We start from the raw sequence: 22,121 nt of genomic DNA on the forward strand, positions 1-22,121 counted from the left end.
GAGTTCGGTCTCGGGCTTCGGTTCCGCCGTCGCCTCGGTGAGTTCGGTCTCGGGCTTCGGTTCCGCCGTCGCCTCGGTGAGTTCGGTCTCGGGCTTCGGTTCCGCCGTCGCCTCGGTGAGTTCGGTCTCGGGCTTGGGCTCCGCCGTCGCCTCGGTGACCGCCTCGGTCTCGGTCGCAGCATCGGCCGCAACCTCAGCCTCGACCGCAACCGCGGGCTCGGGCGTCGGCGCCTTCGAGGCCTCCGGTTCCGACGTGGGCCCGGGGGTTGCCTCGGCCGTCGGCTCCGGCTCCGGCTCCGGCTCCGGCGTGGCTTCAGCCTGGGGCTCGGTTGCGGCCTCGGCCATCGCCTCCGCCTCTGCGTCTACCTTTGCCTCCGCTTCCGCCTCAGCCTCAAGCGTCGTGACCTCGGGCTCCGGCTCCGTGGCTTCCGGTTCCGGGGCGGCTTCGGCCTTCGCCTCTGTGACCTCGGGCTCAGCCTCTGCAGCGTCGGCGGGCTCCGCGTTCGTGGAGATCGCCTCCTCCGTCTGGGGTGTCAGCTGCCGGGGCACCGTCACGTGGTCGAAGGCCGCCGCCACCAGATCGTGTTCGTCCGTCCCGGACGCCTGCCGGGCCGACGACTGTGCCGGGATGTCGGCCGACGACGTCGGCTCGGCGGTCTTGACGGTGGCCGGGTTCGGCTCCGCCGTCGGTGTCGGCACCGATGGCTCCGAGGACTTCGCCTCTAGGGGCGTCGGCTCCGTGGCGGCCGGCTCCCCCTCGGCGGCACGACCCTTGCGTGAGCGGCCGAACGCGTTCCGCAGGAGAGTGAGAATGCCCATGTGCGCAACCCTTCGCATGAGGTGAAGCCCGTCAATCCCTGGCCAGGACGGACACGTAAGGTTAGCGGCCGCGGGCGGTGATCTTGGGCAGGGTCAACCATCGGAAGCGCCCGATGTCAACACCACGCCCCACCGTTACCGGCCGCGCGGCCACCCCCGCCGGTTCTGCGGCCGCACGCTGTCACACTGACGGCTCACCCCCCTCAGAGGTACGTCGGCTGGCCTTTGGCCGGAAAACCTAGGCCTGCTGATGGAGCGTGACGTCGACGGTCAGGGCGCGGTGGTCGGTGGCTGCGATGTCCAGAAAGCGGGCCGAGTTCACCGAGAAGTCCCGGGAGACCAGGACGTGGTCGATCTGGCCGTGGCGCGCACGGGGATGTCGATGGTTTCACGTGAAACCGTCGCGTGCCCCCGTCCGACCTTCACCGGCCAGCGGGACCGCGTCAGGCTCGGACCCGCTTCGGCCGCTCCTCCGTAACCGGATCGGGCTGTGCGGAAGCGCGTCGGCGTCGCAGGAACACGCCCGTGAGCCAGGCGGTCAGGGCGACTGTGAGGCCGAGCGCCAGCAGCAGCCAGGACACCGTTCGGAGTGAATCGGTGAGCGCGTCATAGACCGCTCCCGCGGCAGGCTGTGAGACGCCCGCCGGAAGGTCCTGGAGCGTCATGTGACGGCCCACCGCGATCGCGAGGACGAGCAGTCCCGCGCCGAGCGCTGTGCCGAGGCCGGTCGCGAGCACCGCCCGGCGGCGGCACACGGCCACGAGGATGCCGCTCAGGGCGAAGCCGACGGTGGCGGCGGGAACCCAGAAGCCGGTGACTTCGAGCACGTGGAACCCTTTCCGGAGCTTCGTCAGGTCCTCCGCCTGCAGCAGGGTGATCTCCGTGTGCGCGACCGGGATACGGCTTGCGAACGGCACGTGCTCATCGGTCAGTTGCCGCTTCAGCCGCTCGGTGGCGGGGGCGAGGTCGATGGTGACCGGACTTTCGCTGTCTTCGCGCAGGGCGCGGATCACGGCGTCGTGGGCGGTGAGGTTCGCGGTGTCCCAGGCACTGCGGAACGCCTCGGTGTCGGTGAACGAACGGACCGCCTCGTGGACGAAGGCGTGCACGGAGCCCTGCAGGGGCTGACCGACGTGCACCTCGCGCATGATGCCGTCGGTGACGGCCGTGGCGACGGCGTCGCGGACCTCGGAGTCGGAGGCGAGCGGGTCGGTGGTGGCGGAATAGCGGGCGCCGTCCTCGATGCCGTACTTCGCCCACACGGCGAGGACACCAAGCGGTACGAGCAGACAGGCGAGGCCGACCAGCACGGCGGAGAGAACGCTCCGGACTCGTTGAGACACGTCATCAGCGAATCGTGCCGACACGCGGGGTGCGAGCCGATCGCCTGCAAACGGGTGGGTGTGCCGAGCCGAAGGGCAAAGCCATGACGGCCGGGACCGCAGCGGCGGGCGGTGAGGCGACGGCCCGGGGCGTCCCCCGCACTGCTCCTATGGTGATCAACCGACGCTCTCCGCGGCGCTCTCCGGTGGAGGGTTCACCCGAACGGGTGTTACCTGGTGGTGGGAGGGCAGCCGGTTCCCGGGAGCGGGTCCCGGGGCGGGCGAGTGAGGGAGACGCATGAGGCCCCGACGTCGGCGTGGGCCGGCACGTCGGGGTCTCGTGCGCCGGAACGTCAGCCGGGCCGACGGTCGGCGGCCGCCACCTCCGGATTCTCCGGTTTCCCCGGCTTCTCGTACGTGTGGTAGCGGTAGGAATTCAGCAGGAACACGAACCCGGCGACCACGAGCCCCAACCCTCCCGAGCTCAACACGCTGTGGCCGCTCTGGTTGAGCAGGAAGCCCAGCGCGATGCCGGTGAACGCCGCCCACAGCATGGCGTGCCGTTGGCGCAGCAGACGCGGTGCCGCGACGAACAGCCCGATACACACCACCGCGAACACGAACGCGGTCAGGAAGCCGAACCCGATGTTCCAGCCCGTGAGGGGGCCGCCGCGGCGTCGGTTCGTCGCGACCCAGAAGCCGTAGACGAGACCGAGGACGATGGGCACCGCGATCCGCCCGGCGGCGTGCGTACGCCGGTCGAAGAGGTTGGGCGGGCGCTGCGCCGTGATCCTGGCGGGGGGTCTGGTGACGGATGTGCGTGGTGTCCCTGAGGCGGGTGCCGCGTGAGCCATGGAGCACTCCTCTCTCTCCTGGTCCCCGCACTCCAGGGCACACCTGGCCGGGGCGGTCGGCAAGTCGGGATGCGTGGCCTCGGGGGCCGTGCTTCGCTGGGGCTCATGAGGATCACGCTGTTCGGGGCGACGGAAATGGCGGGCAGCCGGATCGCCGCGGCGGCGAGGCAGCGCGGGCACCAGGTCACGGCCGTGAGCCGCTCCGACCGGTCGCCGGTTGCCGGGGTGACGACCACGGCGGCGAACGCCTCTGATCCGGCGAAGATGGACGCGTTGGCGACGGGGACGGACGCGGCGACGAGCACGTCCGCACCGCCCCGGGACGGCACGGACCCGAAGGAGCCGTTCCGGAGCAGCAGCGAGGCCTACGCCGTCGCGTTCGTCGACGAACTGGAGCAGAGCGCCCGTCCAAGCGCCCGCACATCGGTCCCGTACTGATGGGCGGCGGCGCCGGTGCCCACCAGTCGCCCACCGCAACCCCAGGACCGGCCGGAGGGCCGGGGGAAGCAGGACGGGGCCGTGCGCCGATGGCGCGGTCTCCCGCTGTCCGGCGGCGCACGCCGTGGTCCGGGGTGGCTCGCCGCCTGGAGTGCTTCGCTCCGGCCGGCCGTTTTCGCTGCCTCCGGGCCGCTGCCCGACGACTCCCTCCCCGACCGAACCGGTCCGCGCGGCGGGCCGCAGTTGTTGCGCGTGCGCGGGCGCAGCATCGCCTGGATCCCGCCGATCGCGCTGCTCGTCGTCATCGCGCTGCTGGACTGGAACACGGCCGGCGGGTTCCGGAGCACCTCCTGGGTCGTGCTGGCCCCCGGTATCGCCGCCGCGATCTGCGGAGTGTGGGGCACGGTGAGCGCCGCCGTGCTGGCCGACGTCGTCTACGAGCTCGAGGACCCTGCCTGGCCGCATAGGTACGAGACCGGGCTGCCCGGCTTCATCCTGGTCGTCACGGGCGGCGCGCTCGCCGTGCTGGCCTGCGCGGTCCGGGTGCGCGGCGAGCGGCGCTTGCTGCACATGCAGGACATCGTCGAGATAACCCGGCACACGGTGCTGCGCCCGCTGCGGGCACCCGCGTTCTGCTCGGTGACGTCCAGGGCAAGGGGCTCGGCGCCGTCACGGCCGCGCTGGCGCTGCTCGGCACCTTCCGTGAGGCGGCGTACCACGAGCCCGCCCTCGACACGCTCGCCGACCGGCTGGAGCTCCGCATGGCACGGCACGTCAGCTACCGCGTGGGCCTCGGCTTCGACGACGACCCGCACTTCGCCACCGCCGTGCTCGTCGGCTTTCCGTCGGCCGACCCCTCGTACGTGGAGGTCGTCAACTTCGGGCACGAACCACCGCTGGTGGTCACCCCCGACGGCGTACGGCCCCTGCCTCCCGGGGAGGGCCTGCCGTTGGGCCTCACCGAACTGGGCGGCGGACTGCCGCCCACGCTGCGTGTACCGCTCGCCCCTGGCGAGACCCTGCTGCTGGTCACGGACGGGGTGTCCGAGGCACGTGACATCGCCGGGGAGTTCTTCCCGCTGCGGGACCGGGTGGCCGACGCGATCGCCGCGGATCCGCGTGCCGCCGAGCCGGACGCGCTGGTGTGCCTCGTCCGTGACGGCACCCTGAGCCACTGCGGTGGCCGCCTCGATGACGACACCGCGATCCTCGCGGTGCGTCGGCCGCTTCCGGGCGGCGGTGAGTGAGCGCCCCTCGGCGTGCGGCTGCCCGCGGCCCGGGGAGCGCGGACCCGGCCGGGCCGCACGACCCGGGTGGTCAGTTGTTCCTCTTCCGTCGCACCTTTGCAGGCGCAGCGGTTACGGTGCTGCCGTACGTGATCGATCGGGGAGGGAACGATGCCCGGAACCGTGCTGCTGCTCGCGGCCTCGCCGACGAGCAAGGGGTGCCTGGTGGACGCGGCTTCCGTGCTCCCGGTGCTCGCCGCGGTCGCCCCGCCGGTGCTGTCCGGGACGGAGACGGCGAACGTGGTCGAACTCGCCGACCCGCTGGAGCCGCAGGCCGTGCTGACCTGGCTGCGGGCCGCCGCGACCGCGCCCGGTCCGCTGACGGTGTTCCTCACCGGGCAGCTCCAGCTCGACCGCCGTCAGCGACTACCGCACCTGGCGCTGGCCCGCACCACCCCGGCCACCGTCCGCTACACCGGCTTCCCCTGGCACTGGATCAGGGAGGAACTGCGGCTGCGCGCACCCGGTACGACGACGGTGTTCGCCGACCTGCGCGCGGACCCGGAGACCTGGCGGCACCGGCACGCCATTCCCCTCGACTGCGGCCCCTGGGTCTCGCTCTACGGCCGCGTCGGCCCGCCGCCGCCGCGCCGCGCGCTGGCGACTCCGGCGTATATGAAGGCGCTGGCGACGATCCTGCGCAGCGGCCACCGGCCGGACCCGGCGGTCCTCCACGAGCAGGCGCTGGCGCGGGCGTTCGCGGAGGACGGCGCGGACGGCGACGTGGTCCTCACGCCCGACCGGCAGCCCACAGGGGAGAGGTGGCCGATTCCGCGGACACCCGCGCCGCCCGTGCCCTTCACCTCCGCACCGCCGCCGTCCGCCGCCCCCGCACCCCCGGATCCGCACGCCGCCCTCACGACCGCCGTCCAGGAGGGGCGGCACGACGAGGCGGCGGCGCTCGCCGCACGGTGGCAGGAGGCCGCGGTACGCGACCACGGTTACGGCTCCGAGGAGGCGCTGCACTGGATGGAGGTCGGCGCCGACCTCGCGATGCTCGCGGGTGACGCCGGCCGTAGCTGCCGAATGTGGCTGGCGGTGGCTGCCGCCCGACTCGGCGCCGGACAGGCCCCCCACGACCCGGCGGTGGAGGCTGCCGCCGACCGCGCCCACCACCAGTGGGGCCGCATGCGGAACGCGGAGCTGGCGCGTGAACTGGGGCCCGCGTTGGCGGACTTGCGTGAGCGGGTACCGGGGCGTCGCGAGGGCGCGCTCCAGCACGTCCGACAGCACCTGGAAGAGCTGAGTCAGGCCCAGCACGTGCCCGGGTGACCGGGCCGGGCCAGCGCTTGTCGGTGGTTTCTCGCCTGTGCGCTCCGCGTCACGCCGGACCGGCCGCCGTGGGCGGCGCGTCGGCGGGAAGCTCCTGCTGTACGTACGGTGGTGTCCCCGTTTCCGCGGCATGGGCCGGACTCAGGTGGCCGGCCATGGTCAGGGCGGCCACGGCGATCAGGGCCGCGGTGACGCTTCGGGAGTAGCGGGCGGCTATTCGTCGGAGCACGGCGACCTCGCCTCGCATCGCATCAGCAGCTTGTTAAGTGGGGTTGACGCGCCGCTTAACGTAGGCGGTCCCGAGGGGTGGTGCAAGAGGCTGCGCGGAGGTTGCAGGTCCATGCCACCTGCATCAAGTCTGCATGGGTACAAGGGGCGTTGGGTACATCGCAAAGTTGGCCAGGACGTGAGCGGACTTGATGGCATGCTTGGTTCATGGCGGAGCGTGACGACCCGGAGACCATCGGGCGTAGGGTGCAGCGACTGCGGACCGAACGCGGGCTGACTCAGAGGCAGTTGGCTGAACCCGTGTACACGCCCGCGTACATCTCCACCGTGGAGGCCGGTCGCGTCCGCGCCTCCGAACCGGCGCTGCGGCACATCGCCGAGCGGCTCGGCATCGCCTACGAGGAACTGGCGACCGGCCGCCCCGCCCACCTCGCCACCGGTCTGCGGCTCAGGCTGACCGACGCCCAGCGCACCCTCGCCACCGGCGAGGCCGAGGCCGCGTCCGAGCAGTACACCGCGCTGCTCGCCGAGGCCGAGGCGCACGGGCTCGTCGGCGAGCAGGCCGCCGCCCTGCTCGGGCTGGGCGAGTGCGCGCTGGAACGGGGCGACCTGACGGCCGGGCGGCGCTACTTCGAGCAGTCGGAGGAGCGGCTGGGCGACGCACCACTGACCAGCCGAGTCCCGGCACTGCGCGGCCGTGCCGTCTCCCACTACCTCGCCGGTGAACTCCGCTACGCCTGCTACCTGCTGGAGTCCACCATCGACGAACTGAACCGCTCCGGACTGCACGACCCGGACGCCCTGCTGCTGCTCTACGCGAGCGCCATCGGCCCGTACATGGACATGGGTGCCCACGCGCGGGCGGCACAGGCGGCCGAGTTCGCGCTGGCGCTGGCGCCCCAGGTCGGCGACCCGGCGCTGGTCGCGCGCATGCACCGGTCGGTGGCGCGCACGCTGATCGCCGAGGGCCGGATCGCCGAGGCGGACGCCTCCCTCGCCAAGGCGGCCGAGCTGTACCGGCAGCTGAGGATCCGCACCGAGCTGGCCAACTGCCACTGGATGCGCGGCTACCTGTACACGCAGAACGGTGAACTGGAACGCGGCGAAAGCGAGTTGCGCGAGGCGCTGGCCATGCTCTCCGAACAGCGGGCCGCCCTCTACAGCAGCCAGGTCGCGGTGGAGCTGGCGGACGTGCTGCACCGGCGGGGGAAGTCCCAGGAGGCCGCGGAGTTGCTGCACGGTGTCCTCGGCGACATCGGCCCTGAGCGCGGCGCCGTGCACTCCGCCGGCGCCCACCGTCTCCTCGGCATCATCGCGGAGGACGCCCGTGACACGGAGGCCGCGGAGGAGCACTACGTCCGCGCGTTGAGTCTGCTGGAGCGGGCGGGCGCGGCGGGCGACCTGGCGGACCTGTGCCGTCTGCTGGGCGATCTGCTGCGCCGTACGGGCCGGGTGGAGGCGGCTCTGGACGCGTACCGCACGGGCCTTGGCCACCGCACCGTCCCGGGCACGACGACCCTGGGCCCCGCACCGGCGCAGCCGCCGCTGTAGGGCGCGAAAGTCCCCGCCCGCCCCGCCGACGGCTCGCTCACGGGGTGACGATCGCGAAGCCGAGGTCCGGCTGGGTCACGTACGAGAACAGCCGTTTGAGCAGCCCTCGGTCCCCGTCCGTCTCGATGCCCGCGAGGCCCTTGCCCGCGAGCAGGCCCAGGAATTCGCCGCGGCTCAGGGTGAGCGTCAGGCCCGCGTGCGGTTTCGGTGTGCGGTGCAGCGGCAGGCTGCGGTGGGTGAGCGCGCCGTGCTCCAGGTTGATCCGGTGCCGGCGCTGCTCGTCGATCACGATCAGGTCGATGACGATCCGTGGCTCCCGCGCCGCGCGCGGCCCGTCGATGCGGACCGCGATGGAGTCCAGCAGCATGCTCACGCTCAGCGCCGACGTCATCCCGGTCGTGTCCGTGGTGGCGGCTGCTCCCGCGCCTTTGCGCAGCTCCAGCGCGCCGGTCAGGTAGATGTTCCGCCAGGGCGCGTTCTCGGCACCGTGCCCGAGCCGTTCGTACACGCCCGCCAGAGCCTCCTTCGCCTCCTCGTTGTCCGGGTCGGTGAAGACGAGGTGGTTGAGGAGAGTGGCGGCGAAGCGCGGGTCGCCGGCGTCGGCGTACCGGCGGGCCGCCGCGAGCGTCGCCTCCGGGCCGCCCGCCACCTCCACGTACCGCTCGGCGAGCTCGACCGGCGGATGCTCCCAGAGGTGGGCCGGGTTGCCGTCGTACCACCCCATGTACCGCTGGTAGACGGCCTTGACGTTGTGGCTCAGGGACCCGTAGTAGCCCCGTGCGTGCCACGCGTTCTCCAGCGCGGGCGGCAGCCGCAGTTCCTCCGCGATCTCCGGGCCCGTCAGACCGCTGTTCATGAGCCGCAGGGTCTGGTCGTGCAGATACGCGTACAGGTCCCGCTGCTCCGCCAGCAGCCGGACGACGTTCTCGTGCCCCCAGGTCGGCCAGTGGTGCGAGGCGAAGGCCACGTCGTAGGCGTCGCCGAAGCAGTCGATGGCCTCGTCGAGGTAGCGCGACCAGACATGGGCGTCGCGGACCAGGGCGCCGCGCAGGGTCAGGATGTTGTGCAGGGTGTGTGAGACGTTCTCGGCCAGGCACAGGGCACGCTGCTCGGGGAAGAGGAAGTTCATCTCGGCGGGCGCCTCGGTGCCGGGGGTCAGCTGGAACATGATGCGGACGCCGTCGACGGTCTCCGTCTGCCCGGTGTGCGTGATGTCGACGGTCGGCGGGACGAGGCCGACCGTGCCGGTGGACCGGGCGCTGCCGAGCCCGCTGCCGATGTGCCCGTCGGGCGCCCTGGTCAGCCGGGTGCCGAACATGAAGTCGGCGCGGCGGGTCATCGCGGGCCCGGCGATGACGTTCTCGCTGACCGCGTGCTCCAGGAAACCGGTCGGCGCGAGGACCGGCACGGCCGCCCCCTCCTCCCGCGGCAGCACACCGTGGGCGCCGCCGAAGTGGTCGACGTGGGAGTGCGTGTAGATCAGCCCGGTGACGGGCCGCGGCCCGCGGTGCTGCCGGTAGAGGGCGAGGGCGGCCGCCGCGCACTCGGCGGAGATGAGGGGATCGATGACGAGGACACCGTCGTGGCCCTCGACGAGGGTCATGTTGGAGATGTCGAGTCCGCGCACCTGGTAGACGCCCTCGGTCACCTCGTACAGCCCCTGCCGCGCGCAGAGCTGCGACTGCCGCCACAGACTCGGATGCGCGGTGCCGGGACAGTCCTCGTCGAGGAACCCGTACGCGTCCCCGTCCCACAGCACCCGTCCGTCCTCGGCGGTCACCACCCCGGGGACGAGGGCGGCGACGAACCCACGGTCGGCGTTCTCGAAGTCGGTCCGGTCCTCGAAGGGCGGCAGTCCGTCACGGGGCGGGGCGTCCATGGGGCCAGCTTTGGCGCACGGGATGCGGGAGGCCACTGGTGGGGGACCGTTCGAGGGGCCCGGACGGCAGCGGGGTGAGTGGGGCTGCCGCGGGTCGTGGCGGGCGCCCGCCGCCGCTCAGGGAGCCGGTGTGGCCGGGCCCGACTGGCTGGTGTCCACGGGGGTCTCCGCCGAGCTGTTGTCGGGGGAGAACAGTGCCATGCCCACGAACATCGCCGCGAGGAACAGCGCCGCCGCGGCGACGAGCCCCACCACGCGCGGCCGATGCGCGGCGAACGCGCGGAGCGAGGCCGGCTCCCGGCGGCCGCCGACCGCGGGACGGCCGCGGCGGCTGCCCGCCGCGCGTTCGCCTGGTGTCGAGGCAGGGGGGTGTTCGCGGTGGCCCGCCGCGGAAGGCCGCTGGCGGTGGGCCGCCCGGTGACCTGGGATCCCGGTCGCGGACGGGAGTTTGTACGTCGTGGCCGGGCCCGTCTCGCCGCGGGGGACCGTCGGCGGATCCGGGGCCGGCGCGGGGGTGGGAGACGGTTCCTGGGCCATGGCCGGGAGCGGTTCGGACCGGCCCCACCAGGAGCCGGAGTTGAACCAGTCCGCGGTCTGCCGTGCCGTGGGCCGCTCCTCGGGCCGCTTGGCGAGCAGACTCAGCAGATAGTTCTCGAAGGCGGGCGGCAGGGAGACACCCAGTTCGCGCGGCGGCACGGGAGCCGCGTCGAGGTGCTGGTGCAGGATCGCGATCGGGGTGTCCGCACGGAACGGCGGTTTCCCGGTGAGGAGTTGGTAGAGCACGCAGCCGAGCGAGTACACGTCGCTGGGCGGCCCCGCGGGCTTGCCCAGGGCCCGCTCGGGCGCGATGTACAGGCTGGTGCCGACTATCTGCCCGGTCGCCGTGAGCGCGGCCGACGGGTCGTCCATGAAGCGGGCGATGCCGAAGTCGCCGATCTTCACCGTGCCGTCCGCGTCGAGAAGCAGATTGCCGGGCTTGATGTCCCGGTGCACGATGCCCTGTTCATGGGCGACGGCGAGCCCGGCCGCCGCCTGTGCGGCGATGTGGGCGACCCGCTCTGCGGGCAGCGGCCCGTCGTCGGAAAGCACCGTGGAGAGGCTGTCGCCCTCCACCAGCTCCATCACCAGGAACAGCCGGCCCTCGTGCTCCCCGAAGTCGAGGACGCCCACCACATGGGGGTGGTGGAGGCGGCCCGCCGTCTGGGCCTCCAGGCGGAAACGGGAGTCGGCGGTGGGATCGGTGTTCTCGGCGCGCAGGACCTTGACGGCTACGTGACGGCCGAGCATCTGGTCGTAGGCACGCCAGACCTCCCCCATCGCGCCACGTCCGATGGTGGTGTTCAGCTGGTACCGGCCCGCGATCAGCACCTTTTGTTACATCCTCATGCCGTGAGACGAATGCCGTAAGGCGTATGCCATAGGGCGAATGCCGTGAGACCTCTCGGCCGCTGCCGGTCATGACTCCGCCGGGGCGGGTGATGGTGGGGTGCGGCAGCGGGTCCCACCCTACTGGCACGGCCGTCCGGTTCGATCATGGTCTCCCCCTGAGGTGACCGAGGGGTGACGACCCGGTCGCACAATCGTTGCGGGTCCGATACTTGCGGCCCGGTTCCAAGTCGCGGAATCGCCAGGTCAGTTGACGCCCGTCGCCTACACTCGCTCGCGTCGAGCACGGTTTGGTGCGGGGACGAGTGGGGGGTTCGTGACGTACGCGGGGACGCGAAGGCGCAGAGGGCGGGGATACGCGGCGCTGGCCGTCTGCGGTGCGCTGCTTGCCGGCTGTTCCGGCGCAGCGGACGGCGACGGAGGCAACCGGCAAGGGCGGACCGCCTCCGCCTCGCCGACCGCCGCCGCGAGCGCGCGGGCCGGGCAGCTCCAGGCGGGTGCGGCCACCCCGCGTTTCATGCCCGACCCCGCGCGCATCCCCCGGACCCGGTCCGCCGCCCTGGGCCTGGTGCGCGCGGTCACCGCCGGCCCCGACAGCTACGGGCCCGGCTTCGGCAGGCGCGCCCCGTACGAGAGCGAGCCCACCGGCTGGACCGTCCTCGGCGCCGACTGCATCTGGCGACGGAAGCCACTGCCCGCAGACGTCCTCGCCACCCTCACCCGCTACAGCCGGCTGCCCGCGAGCGGCTCCAAGGGCGAGGTGCGCACCGCAGCGGTGGCCACCGTCCACCGCTCCACCGGCCAGGCCGACTGGGAGATGGCCAAGACGCTGGAGGAGGCGCTGCGCTGCCCCGACCAGCAACTGCGCGCGACCGAACGGATCACCGGCCTGAACTCGATCGGCTCCGGATACGGCTCGAACGGCAACACCTCCGCCGACGACTCCCTCGTCGAGATCGGCAGCTACGACAACCCCGCCCTCGGCAAGGGGTCGGCGTACTACCTCTGGAACAAGGTCCGGCTAGGCCCCATCACCCTCGCCGTCGTCGTCGAGGGCGGCCGGGGCTACGACGCGGGCAGCCTGAGAGCCTTCCAGGCCCGCGCCGTCGCCGACATGGAGACCAAGGTGCGTACCGAACTGGGGACCAACAAGTGACCGACCGCTCCCTGCGCCCTTTCGACCCCTCCTTCGTCGGCGGCCACCGTCTGCTCGCCCGGCTCGGCGAGGGCGGCATGGGCGTCGTCTACCTCGGCCGTACGGAGCCGGGGGCGCTCGCCGCCGTCAAGGTGATCCGGGCCGAGTACGCGCACGACGACGAATTCCGTGCCCGCTTCCGCCGTGAGGCACGGGCCGCGCAGAGCGTGGACAGCCCCTGGGTGGTCAAGGTCACCGGTGCCGATCCCGACGCCGAGCAGCCCTGGCTGGCCACCGCCTTCGAACCCGGCCCCTCGCTCGCCGACGCGGTCGCCCATCACGGCCCGCTTCCTGTCCGGGCCGTGCGCGTGCTCGGCAAGATGCTGGCCCGCGCGCTCACCGCCGTCCACGAGGCCGGGCTGGTCCACCGGGACATCAAACCCGGCAACATCCTGCTCGCCGCCGACGGCCCCCGCCTCATCGACTTCGGCATCGCCCGCTCGCTCGACGACACCGCGATCACCTCCGCCAACCTGGTCGTCGGCACCCCCGGCTTCCTCTCCCCGGAGCAGGCCGCGGCTCACGGCGACCAACTCGGGGCGCCGAGCGACGTGTTCTCGTTGGGCTGTGTGCTGGCCTACGCGGCGACCGGCCGCCCGCCCTTCGGGAGCGGCGCCGTCGACGCCCTGCTCTACCGCACCGTCCACGACGAGCCCGACCTCGACGGTACGGACGAGGAACTGGCCGCCGTCCTGCTGCGCTGCCTCGCCAAGGAACCGGCCGCCCGCCCCACCCCGGCCGAGCTGGACGCGGCCCTGGTCGAGGACGTGCCCTCCGGCACCGTCGACTGGCTGCCCGCCGAGGTCGTCCGCATGGTCGCCGAACGTTCGGCCGAGATGCTGGCACTGCCCGATATCGAGGCCACCCTCGTCGAGGCGCCCGAGACACCTGAGGCTCCCGCTCCGTCGCGGCGCAGGTTCCTCGCCGTCGCCTCCGGGGGCGCGGCCGTCCTCGCCGTCGGCGGGGGAGCGGCGGCCTGGGCCGCGCTGCGCGGCGGCGGAGCGGGGAAGAAGCCGGCCGCGCCGGGCCGGGCGCTCGGCGTCCAGGCCGACCTCAGCGGGGCCGGCAAGGCGGCCGGCCAGGCCCAGGAGCAGGGGGCGCGGCTCGCCGTCGAGCAGTTCAACACCCGCCACGACAAGCCGTTCACGCTGGAGCTGAAGTCCTCCGACGACGGCGGCAGCGCCGACCGTGCCGCGGCGGCGGCCCGGCAACTCGTCGACGACAAGGACGTCCTGGCAGTCCTCGGCTCCAGCACCGACGCCACCACCCAGGCCGCGCTGCCCGTCTACGACACGGCCCTGCTGCCCGTGCTCGGCATGTCCGCCGGGCAGAACCTCCTGCAGAACGTCCGCTCCTTCGTCCGTGGCCGCCCCCTGCACAACCAGGTCGCCATGAAGCTCGCCTTCCAGCTGGAGGCCACCAGTGCGGCCACCCCTGTCGGCGTCCTGCTGGACCGCACCGGAGGCGACGTCTCCTGGATGAGTATCCAGATGGTCAACCTCATCGTCCGCCAGTACCGCGACGCCACCTACCCCCGGGTCGTCCCGGTCGGCACGACCGACCTCGCGCCTACCGTCACGGACATGCGCGCCGCGGGCATCAAGGCGTTCGTCTACGCCGGACCGGTCGACGGCGCGATCCGGGCGGCCCGGCTGCTGGCCGACTTCGACGGCCCGAAGTACGCGGCCGAACCCGCCCTGGACCCCCGGTTCGCCACGGAGAAGACCGCCGAGGGCTGGACGGTCGTGGCCCCGGTGATCAGCCCCGACGCGCCCCGCGTCCGCTCCTTCGCCCAGGCGTTCCGCGCACGGTACGGCCACGCGCCCGGCTTCTGGGCGGCTGAGGGCTACGACGCGGCGAACCTGCTGATCCGGCAGCTCACCGTGGCCAAGGGCGAGCGCCCCACCCGCAAGGCGCTCCTCTCCTCGCTGAAGAGGGCCACGTACCGGGGGATCACCCGCGACTTCTCCTTCGACTTCAAGACGTACGGGACGCCCGCGCTCACCACCCCCGCCACCTTCGTCCACGAGGTACGCGGCGGATCCTTCCGCTTCCTGGGCCCCGCCCCGGACAACGCGCCCCAGCCGAAGAGGACATGACGGTGCGACCGCTCGCCGCGGGAGACCCGGAGGCGATCGGCGGGCACCGGCTGCTCGCCCGGATCGGGGCGGGCGGCATGGGCGTCGTCTACCTCGCCCGCTCCGAGGGCGGCGCCCTGGCCGCCGTCAAGGTCATTCGCGCCGAACACGCCGCCGACCCCGGCTTCAGGGCCCGTTTCCGGCGCGAGGCACGGGCCGCCGCCCGGGTCGACGGACGCTGGACCGCGCCCGTCACGGCCGCCGACCCGGAGGCAGCCGAGCCGTGGATCGCCACCGCGTTCGTTCCCGGCCCCTCGCTCGCCGAGACCGTCGCCGGGCACGGGCCGCTGCCCCCGGACACCGTGCGCGCCCTGGGGGCCCGGCTCGTCGAGGCGCTCGCCGCCGTCCACGAGGCCGGGCTGGTCCATCGCGACATCAAGCCCGGCAACGTCCTGCTCGCCCTCGACGGCCCCCGCCTCATCGACTTCGGCATCGCGCGCGCCGGCGGCGCGACCGCCCTGACCGCGACCGACGTGATCATCGGCACCCCCGGCTATCTCTCGCCCGAACAGGCGCGCGCCCGCGACGAGAAGGTCGGCCCGGCCAGTGACGTGTTCTCGCTGGGCTGTGTGCTGGCCTACGCGGCGACCGGCCGGCCCCCGTTCGGCAGCGGCGTGGCGGCTGCCGTCATCTTCCGCACCGTCCACGAGGAACCCGGCCTCGACCACGTGCCGGACGACTCCCTGCGGACCCTGCTCGCCCGTTGCCTGGCCAAGGACCCGGCCACCCGCCCCACCGTTGCGCAACTGCGGGCCGAACTCGGCGACTTCGGCACCGACGACTGGTTGCCGCCCGGACTGCCCGCGGTGATCGCGGAACGCTCGGCCGAGGTGCTGAACCTGCCCGAACCCGAGCGGCTCACGGCCGCCCCGACGACGTCGCAGGAGCCGCCTGCCCCGAACCGCCGGCGCTTCCTGATGCTGGGCGGCTCGGCGGCCGCGGTGCTGGCCGCGGGCGGCGCCACCGCCGCCTGGCTCGGCAGCCGCGACTCATCAGCCGCCGCCGTCTCCCGTCCGCGCCGCACTGTTGCCCTGCACGCCGACCTGACCGGTCCCGGCAAGGCCCTCGGCACCTCGGTCCAACGGGGCGTCCGGTTGGCGGCCGACCAGTACAACGCCCGCGCCGACCGGCAATTCGACCTCGTCCTCACGGTCCTGGACGACGGGGGAGACGCGCACCGGGCCGAGGCGGTGGCCCGGCGGCTGGTCGCGGAACGCCGGGTGTGCGCGGTGGTCGGGCCGACCTCCGACGCCACGGCGCTCGCGGCCCGGGACATCTACCTCAAGGCGCTGCTTCCGATGGTGACGGCGTGGGCGGGCTCCGACGCCGTGTACAACCCCGCGTACACCCCGGTGACCACCACGTCGTCCGTGTTCCAGCTCCGCCCGTCCGACTCCAGTATCGACACGCCCCTGGTGCATTACCTCACCCAGATCCGCCCGGCCACCCGCACCGCGCTCATCGACGACCAGGCCACCAAGGACTTCAGCTGGCTGATCGCCGGGAAGCTGAGGGGTTCTCCGCCGTCCGGCGGCACGGTCACCCGGCACACCGTCCCCGCGGCCGAGGACGACTTCGGCCCCGCCGCCCGCGCCGCCGTCGCGGCGCGGGCGCAGGCCGTCGTCTACTGCGGAGGCGTCCCGCGCCGCGCCGCCGCCTGCGCGCGGGCTCTGCGGGCCGCGGGGTTCACCGGGACCTGCGCGGCGACCGAGGCCGTCCTCGACCCCGAGTTCCTGAGCGCGGCGGGTGCCGCCGCCGAGGGATGGGTGTTCTCCACGACGTTCGTGGATCCCACCCGTATGACATCGGCCGCCGGGTTCGTACGGGCGTACCGGAAGCGGTACGGCGTCCGGGAGGTCGGACGAGGAGCGGCCGAGGCCTATGACGCGCTCGGCCTCGTGGCCCGCGGCCTGACCGCCGCGGGAACGGACCTCGCCGACCGGGGCACCCTCACCCACCGGGTGCGGGCCCTGTCGTACCAGGGCATCACCCGGACCTTCCGGCCGCCGGTCGGCGGGGGAGGGGAGGTGGCCTCCGGTCTGTTCCTGTGGCGGGTGGAGAAGGGAACACCGGTCTTCCTCGGGCAGTACCAGCAGGTCGGGGCCTGACGGGTACTGGCTGTTCTTCCGGTGTGGTTCAGCAGCCGGTGCCGACCGGGATGAACGTGATGCGGGCGTGCTCTTCCGTACCGAGAGCCTCGTCGTACGTGGTGCGGTTGACCCGGTACCAGACGTCGTCCCTCGCGGTGTCGCCCTTGACGTCGTCCAGCCTCACGCACCACCGTTCCCGACGCACGACCCGCCGGTACGTCTCGGTGCCCTCCCGGACCTTTCTGCAGTCCTGGTACCGCTCGGTGGTGTACCAGGTGCGTGTCTTCTTGCGAGCGCCCGTTCCCGTACGTTTCGTGCGCTTGACCCGCTTGGTGGCGGGCGTGCACTTCTTGACCATGTGCGGCCGGGTGTCCTGGACGGTCCTTCTGGGGACGTGGCGGACGGCGTCCCGGAGCCCGAAGACGCGGTCCGTGTGCGCCTGGCCTTCCTGGTGGGCGTTCCCGCCCCCGTGCCTCTGAGCGCTGTCCGCTCCGCTGCCGCATGCGCCGAGCCCGGCCATGAGGATCGCCGTCACCGCGGCGGTCACCAGTCGCTGCTTTCCGAACATGTCTCCCCCTGCGGTCACCGGACGTGTCCGGCAAAGGACCCGGAACACATGACCGGGGCCCCGTCCACGGTACGGCGGCCGTCAGACTAACTGATCTTCGATGAGGGGTGACGGGTTCTTCCCGGCCGCCTGCCCGCACCCCGAAGGGGCGGCGCGGTCCGTCTCTTCGACGGCGGCCGGATGCGGAGTGAGGATGGTGGTGTGTGAAGGGAGGGGCCGATGTGGATCATGCTTCACCCTCACTCTGGCTGGCGCATGGTGGCCCTTGGCATACCGCCGTTTTGGAAGCAGATCCCGGGCGCCGATCGCCCGGGTGTGGCCGCCGCCGTCCTGGCTGTCGCCTTCGCCGTGCTCGTCGTCGGCACGAGGGCACGACAGGGCCGTTTCCGGCGGCTCCGGGGCGTGCGGGGCAAGGCCGCCGAGCCGGTCGACGCGTCGTGGTTCACCGCCCACGCCCTGGACGGTTTCCCCGAGGAAGCCGTCCGCGCGCGCCTGAAGGCCCCCGACGCGCCGTCCGCCGACCGTCTCTATGCCGCCTGGATCCTGGCCGTCCACGGGATGGACGCCACGTGGCTGGAGAGGAACCTTTCCCTCCCCGCCGACGTGGCGCACCTGATGGTCGAGGCCGCTGAACCGAGGCGCCGGAACCGGGAGGCGCCGGAAAATCGCAAGGATTCCACGCCCGGGACCGACCTGAAATAAAAGGTGAATTCGACCTTCGGGCCGCTCGGAAAGCCCCTGCGCCCCGGGGAATCCGGTGATCGAGATGCGTGCGCATGGGGAAGGATCAAGAATCGACTGAGGCACTGACGTCGAAGCAGAGAGGCCTGGTCATGCGAAGCCGATTCGTACGCGCTCTGGCCACTGGCGTCGCCGCGGGCATGCTGGCGAGCGGCGCAGCCGTAGCCTCCGTGGGGCCTGCGTTCGCGGCGTCCACCGCGTCCACCGGTCTGCACGTGACCCCCGCGAAGAAGCACTGCCACAAGGTCAAGGGCCACTACCGGCACGTCCACGGCAAGAAGGTATGGGTCAAGCCGTACACGGCCTGCACCAAGAAGTGACCGTGTGGGGCGCCGGGGCATCGGCCGCGGCGCCCGTCGGTAGCGAATTCACGCGTGTCGCCCGCTCACATGACCGGGCCTGTTGCTGCGATCGAAGAGTTCGATTCCGCGAGAATCGCGCGAAAAATCGGTCTCGTCGAAGAAGGACCCGGTCCGGCCCCCGCAAGCGGCCGGACCGGGTCCGTCGTGGGCCGTGGCCCCGCTGGGCGTCTAGGCCCTGTGCACTTCGAGTGCGGCCCGGACCCCGGACTCGACGGCGCCCTCGATCCACGACGGCTTGACAGAGGTGTGATCCCCGGCGAAGTGCAGCGGGCCCTCGGGGGCGCGGATCGCCGCGAGCAACTCCGTGTGCTGGCCCGGGAGCAGGACGGACGCCTCGCCGTACGCGTAGGGGTCCCTCAGCCAGCTCTGGGTACGTCCGGCGCCCGTGTAGAAGACCTCGACGCGCTGCCCGTAGACCTGCTGCAGGCCCCTGAGGGCGTGCGGGTAGCGGGCTTCCTCGTCGAGGGAGTCCCAGCGGGAGGCGTCGTCGGCCCAACTGTAGGAGGCGAGGACGACGCCTCCCTTGCTGCCGGGGACCGGATGGGAGGGCTGGATCATGAAGCGGTTGGAGTTGTCGGAGACCGAGCCGCCGCCGACGATGTGCGCGGCCTCCGGCTGGTCGCGGGTGGCCCAGCGATTGGCGGCGTAGTGGGCGCGCTGCGCCGGACTGATGTGCCCGCCCGGCACCGACGGGTGCGCGCCGAGCAGGCTTCCGTCGGCGGGTGCCTTGCCCTGCCGGTACTTCTCGTACAACCCGGGGCGCACCGCTTCGAGTTCCCGCTTCCAGTCCGCCTCGGTGAACTCCCACCAGCGGCGGCTGAACTCGAGCAGCACCTTGGTCGCGCTGTCGTAGTGCAACTCGGCGACGGCGCGGCGTTTTCCGTATGACATCAGCGGGCTGACCTGCACCTGCCGCAGTCCGGAGAACGGCACGGTGACGATCGCCAGGTCGCCGGTGAACTGCTCCCGAACGACCTTGCCGTTCCGCCCCTCGGACACCGTGTCGATCCACACGTGCGGACCGCCCTCGTGGACCTGTGACGTGTCGTCGCTGCCGTGCCGGTCGGCTGACCAGTACTCGATGTGCGTCGCGCGGCGGTCCAGCCGCACCAGGCCGTCGACCTTCCGTAGCAGCGCGTCCGGCAGCGTCGCGGTGCCACCGACCAGCTCCCAGAACGTGGTGTCCGGACTGATCAGCGACTGGCTGATGAAGCTGTGGATGAACGACAGCGGCAGCCGCGAGGTCAGGTTCTCCAGGGTGCCGACGAGATCGAGCGTGCGCTCGTCGAAGCCCGCCTGCTCGGTCAGGAAGCGGTACATGGACCAGTCGCCGTACCGCTGGATCACCCGCGCCCAGCCCTGCACCCGCTCGGGCAGGGGCTTGTCGACACGCTTGCCGTCCGCGCCGACCGTGCTGAACTCGTCGCGTACGGGGTCCAGGGCCTCGCGCAGGATCTGGGAGGAGGGCTTGTCCCAGTACTTGCGTGGGACGCCGAACGACTGGTTGATCCTGCGGGGTGTCCTCGCGTAGTCGGAGCGGCGCATACGGACGCCGTTGACATGAAGCCACGCGTGGTTGACGGGCTTGCCCTCGCCGTCGACGTCCACGAGATAGAACGGCCGTCGCTTGACGCCGAGTTGGTCGATCAGGCTCATCACCAGCGGATGACTGCCGGGGATCCGCATGGCCCCGGCCTCGGCGTACTGCCGTGGATCAGCGAACGGCCTGGCCGCGTGCTCGTGTCCGCCGGTGCGGAAGGTCTTGATGCGGCCGCCGACGCGGTTGCCGTTGGCCTCCAGCACCGTCACGTGGTGCCCGGCCCGCTTCAGCAGCCAGGCCGCCACCAGACCGGCCGGTCCGGCGCCGACCACCAGGATCTTCTTGGCGCTCCTGGTCCTGGCGCGGGGCAGACCGGAGTCGAGGATCTTCTTGTAGGTCGGCACGAGTGCTGTGTTGTCGTCGTCGACGACCAGCAGTGCGCGGGCGACCGCGAGACAGGTTTCCCAGTCGGCGGTGGATCTCGGCGGACAGGGGGCCTGGCGAGGGAGGGTGGGTGTCGCGGCAGTCGCGTCCGGCGTGGTCAGACCGAGGGCCGTGGCAGTCGCGGCCGTACCTGCCGCGGTGGTGAACAGCCGTCGGGAGAAGGGGTGCTGGCTGTCCGAGGTGTGAAGTTGATCCATGCGTCCTGCATAGAGCGCGACGGCACGCGCCCAAAGGGTGATCAACGATGATCACCTGAACGTGTCAGCGCGCGGGGGCGATGCCACTGCGCCGACCGTCTTCTGAGCGACCGTGCCGCCCCCTGCGCGCCCCCGCACGCCCCCCGGGCCTCGGATGGTTGCCGTCGTGCTTCAAGCGGCGGCGGAGGTCAGGGGGTGCCACGCCACCGGGTACTGCCGGGGTGCCGACCGCTGTGGACACATCACGGCCGGGCGGCCGTCATCAGCTTCGTGAACGAGGCCATGCACCGCGAGCAGTGCTCCGCCCGTTCGGCGCCGGACGCGTCGACGCGTTCGGAAATCCGCCGCCCGCACAGAGTGGTGGTGGCCTGCTTGGCCATCACGTGCCACACCATTGCTTCGCCTGGCCCGTCAGGGCCTACGCACATCTCATACATGACCGGCCTCCCAGGACGGACGCCCTCCTGCTCCAGGAAACCTCGTACGGGCCGGGCGCACGGTGTCACGCTGGGCCATCGGAGTGACGCCGTCTCTGGCTGCTCAGCCGGCCGTCGGACCAGGCGCGGGCGAGGCGGTGTGTACATGCAGGTCGGGGCGGGGAGTGAGGGCGACGACCGGTGCGCCGGGCGGGGGCGGCGGCGGGGTGAGCCGGCCCTTGGGTAACTTCGGCGGGGTGGTCTGCTGGAAGAGGACCTGGTCGAAGTCGACCGCGCCGGTCTTCTCCAGCATGGTGATGTGGTCGAGGACGGTGTCGTTGGCCAGGTCGGCGAGTCGGCGCACGAGGGTGTTCTTTGTCGTGGTGCGGATCTTGGCGATCGTCGGGAAGATCTGGCCGTGGGTCACCCGCATGAGAGTGGCGGCGGTGGAGTCGAACCGCTTGCCGGACTCGGCCGCCGAGACCGCCACGAACCGCCGCTGTTGCGGCGTCGCCTGGTTGGGCAGGGTGATGCCGAGCTTCGGGGCGATCGTGCGGCACATCGCGTCGAGCCCGGCGTGGCCGACGAGCAGGTGCTCGCCGGCTTCCCGCATGGCCGGTGTCGAGCCCTTCTTCAACACCAGCTCGCCGAGGGGGTACTCCCACAGCCCCGCGGAGCGCACCTTGACGACGAAGTCCCGGTCGGCCTCCGTCAGCGGACCGTACCGGGTGTCGGCGATGACACGGTCCGGGGAGCCGGACGTGGTCTTGATGCCGAGCATGACGGGGTAGGCGAGTGCGGCGAGGGTCAGGCCCAGCGCACCGGTCACGAAGACGGTTCCTGCCCTGTTGCGGGAGAGGGGCATGCTGCCTCCAGACGCGAGCGGCGTGTACGGCGGGAGGTACGGACCGGCCACGGGGATCCGTCATCGCCTCGGGTAAAACCTGCGCCGCGCTGGGGCGCGGGCGGGCCCGGTGAAGGGCGCGAGGCCCCGCCGCCGGCACTGCCGTGGCAATGCCGGACGCGGCGCTGAGCGGGACGGCGAAGGCGGTGATCCACAGCCCTGTGTTCAGGGACTCGCTCTGCCTCTCGACCGCCCGTGGAGCGCTCGATGCACTTCAGATTACCCCCTAGGGGTATCGGGAAATACTGAAAGGTCTTGCGTCGCATACCACGTGGGGGTATACATGAGCTGGTCCAGATACCCCCCTGGGGTATCAATACGCCCTCTACTGGGCGAAGGTCGCCCGGCTCCGGCCCTCGCCCTTCCCACCCGCCACCCGCCGCGTCCGTGAGCTGTGAGGAGCAGACATGACCACCACCACGCCTGGTGCCGCCGAGGTCGAACTCGCCATCGGCGGCATGACCTGCGCCTCGTGCGCCGCCCGGATCGAG

The 22,121-nt window shown here is 72.2% G+C and carries 17 protein-coding genes and 2 pseudogenes; 9 read left to right on the top strand and 10 right to left on the bottom strand.

Annotation, left to right across the window (positions count from 1 at the left end; translation table 11 throughout):
- From ACWDEX_RS32135 to ACWDEX_RS32145, 3 genes and pseudogenes are all read right to left on the bottom strand, one after another.
- Nucleotides 1-576: pseudogene (locus ACWDEX_RS32135) on the bottom strand (VWA domain-containing protein); the annotation flags it as partial.
- A gap of 686 nt (nt 577-1,262) precedes the next feature.
- Nucleotides 1,263-2,162, bottom strand: coding sequence for a hypothetical protein (locus tag ACWDEX_RS32140; RefSeq protein ID WP_450467991.1), 900 nt, complete (start codon nt 2,160-2,162; stop codon nt 1,263-1,265).
- A gap of 332 nt (nt 2,163-2,494) precedes the next feature.
- On the bottom strand, nt 2,495-2,995 hold the full coding sequence (locus tag ACWDEX_RS32145; protein WP_450467992.1) for a hypothetical protein: 501 nt from the start codon (nt 2,993-2,995) through the stop codon (nt 2,495-2,497).
- Between the two features lie 105 nt (nt 2,996-3,100).
- Here ACWDEX_RS32145 and ACWDEX_RS32150 point away from each other — a divergent pair, with 105 nt between their 5' ends.
- The 3 genes and pseudogenes from ACWDEX_RS32150 to ACWDEX_RS32160 all read left to right on the top strand — a co-directional run bounded on the left by ACWDEX_RS32150 (nt 3,101) and on the right by ACWDEX_RS32160 (nt 5,991).
- A complete protein-coding gene (locus ACWDEX_RS32150; RefSeq protein WP_450467993.1) occupies nt 3,101-3,433 on the top strand; it encodes a hypothetical protein in 333 nt (110 codons plus the stop codon).
- Nucleotides 3,434-3,625: 192 nt separating this feature from the next.
- A pseudogene (locus ACWDEX_RS32155) lies at nt 3,626-4,680 on the top strand (PP2C family protein-serine/threonine phosphatase).
- A gap of 150 nt (nt 4,681-4,830) precedes the next feature.
- Entirely contained in the window at nt 4,831-5,991 is a 1,161-nt protein-coding gene (locus ACWDEX_RS32160) for a hypothetical protein (protein ID WP_450467994.1), read from the top strand.
- Nucleotides 5,992-6,040: 49 nt separating this feature from the next.
- Here ACWDEX_RS32160 and ACWDEX_RS32165 read toward each other — a convergent pair whose 3' ends face one another.
- On the bottom strand, nt 6,041-6,238 hold the full coding sequence (locus tag ACWDEX_RS32165; protein ID WP_450467995.1) for a hypothetical protein: 198 nt from the start codon (nt 6,236-6,238) through the stop codon (nt 6,041-6,043).
- Between the two features lie 188 nt (nt 6,239-6,426).
- On the opposite strand from ACWDEX_RS32165, the gene ACWDEX_RS32170 reads away from it, so the two are divergent.
- Entirely contained in the window at nt 6,427-7,770 is a 1,344-nt protein-coding gene (locus ACWDEX_RS32170; RefSeq protein ID WP_450467996.1) for a helix-turn-helix domain-containing protein, read from the top strand.
- Between the two features lie 37 nt (nt 7,771-7,807).
- Here the strand turns inward: ACWDEX_RS32170 and ACWDEX_RS32175 are convergent, their stop codons facing one another.
- Both ACWDEX_RS32175 and ACWDEX_RS32180 read right to left on the bottom strand, forming a co-directional pair.
- Nucleotides 7,808-9,649 carry an alkyl/aryl-sulfatase gene (locus ACWDEX_RS32175; RefSeq protein ID WP_450467997.1) on the bottom strand — a complete coding sequence of 614 codons (1,842 nt, stop codon included), beginning with the start codon at nt 9,647-9,649 and terminating at the stop codon, nt 7,808-7,810.
- Nucleotides 9,650-9,766: 117 nt separating this feature from the next.
- A complete protein-coding gene (locus ACWDEX_RS32180; protein WP_450467998.1) occupies nt 9,767-11,017 on the bottom strand; it encodes a serine/threonine-protein kinase in 1,251 nt (416 codons plus the stop codon).
- A gap of 334 nt (nt 11,018-11,351) precedes the next feature.
- Between ACWDEX_RS32180 and ACWDEX_RS32185 the strand changes: the two genes are divergently transcribed.
- From ACWDEX_RS32185 to ACWDEX_RS32195, 3 genes are read left to right on the top strand one after another with little or no spacing between them, the layout of a single operon-like run.
- Nucleotides 11,352-12,191 carry a hypothetical protein gene (locus tag ACWDEX_RS32185; protein WP_450467999.1) on the top strand — a complete coding sequence of 280 codons (840 nt, stop codon included), beginning with the start codon at nt 11,352-11,354 and terminating at the stop codon, nt 12,189-12,191.
- Nucleotides 12,188-14,329, top strand: coding sequence for a bifunctional serine/threonine-protein kinase/ABC transporter substrate-binding protein (locus tag ACWDEX_RS32190; RefSeq protein WP_450468000.1), 2,142 nt, complete (start codon nt 12,188-12,190; stop codon nt 14,327-14,329). Before ACWDEX_RS32185 ends, ACWDEX_RS32190 begins: the two co-directional genes overlap by 4 nt.
- Nucleotides 14,330-14,331: 2 nt before the next feature.
- Nucleotides 14,332-16,476 carry a bifunctional serine/threonine-protein kinase/ABC transporter substrate-binding protein gene (locus ACWDEX_RS32195; protein ID WP_450468007.1) on the top strand — a complete coding sequence of 715 codons (2,145 nt, stop codon included), beginning with the start codon at nt 14,332-14,334 and terminating at the stop codon, nt 16,474-16,476.
- A gap of 28 nt (nt 16,477-16,504) precedes the next feature.
- Here the strand turns inward: ACWDEX_RS32195 and ACWDEX_RS32200 are convergent, their stop codons facing one another.
- The gene (locus ACWDEX_RS32200) at nt 16,505-17,026 is read right to left on the bottom strand and encodes a hypothetical protein (RefSeq protein ID WP_450468001.1); all 522 of its coding nucleotides are present in this window, start codon (nt 17,024-17,026) and stop codon (nt 16,505-16,507) included.
- 219 nt (nt 17,027-17,245) lie between these two features.
- On the opposite strand from ACWDEX_RS32200, the gene ACWDEX_RS32205 reads away from it, so the two are divergent.
- Nucleotides 17,246-17,728, top strand: a complete 483-nt coding sequence (locus ACWDEX_RS32205; protein ID WP_450468002.1) for a hypothetical protein — start codon at nt 17,246-17,248, stop codon at nt 17,726-17,728.
- A gap of 131 nt (nt 17,729-17,859) precedes the next feature.
- Nucleotides 17,860-18,087 carry a hypothetical protein gene (locus tag ACWDEX_RS32210; RefSeq protein ID WP_450468003.1) on the top strand — a complete coding sequence of 76 codons (228 nt, stop codon included), beginning with the start codon at nt 17,860-17,862 and terminating at the stop codon, nt 18,085-18,087.
- Between the two features lie 210 nt (nt 18,088-18,297).
- Here the strand turns inward: ACWDEX_RS32210 and ACWDEX_RS32215 are convergent, their stop codons facing one another.
- From ACWDEX_RS32215 to ACWDEX_RS32225, 3 genes are all read right to left on the bottom strand, one after another.
- A complete protein-coding gene (locus tag ACWDEX_RS32215) occupies nt 18,298-20,310 on the bottom strand; it encodes a flavin monoamine oxidase family protein (RefSeq protein ID WP_450468004.1) in 2,013 nt (670 codons plus the stop codon).
- Between the two features lie 242 nt (nt 20,311-20,552).
- Entirely contained in the window at nt 20,553-20,693 is a 141-nt protein-coding gene (locus tag ACWDEX_RS32220) for a hypothetical protein (protein ID WP_450468005.1), read from the bottom strand.
- Nucleotides 20,694-20,850: 157 nt separating this feature from the next.
- Entirely contained in the window at nt 20,851-21,591 is a 741-nt protein-coding gene (locus ACWDEX_RS32225) for a DUF4142 domain-containing protein (RefSeq protein ID WP_450468006.1), read from the bottom strand.
- Between the last annotated feature and the right edge of the window lie 530 nt (nt 21,592-22,121).

The organism is Streptomyces sp. NPDC001020 (assembly GCF_053599115.1).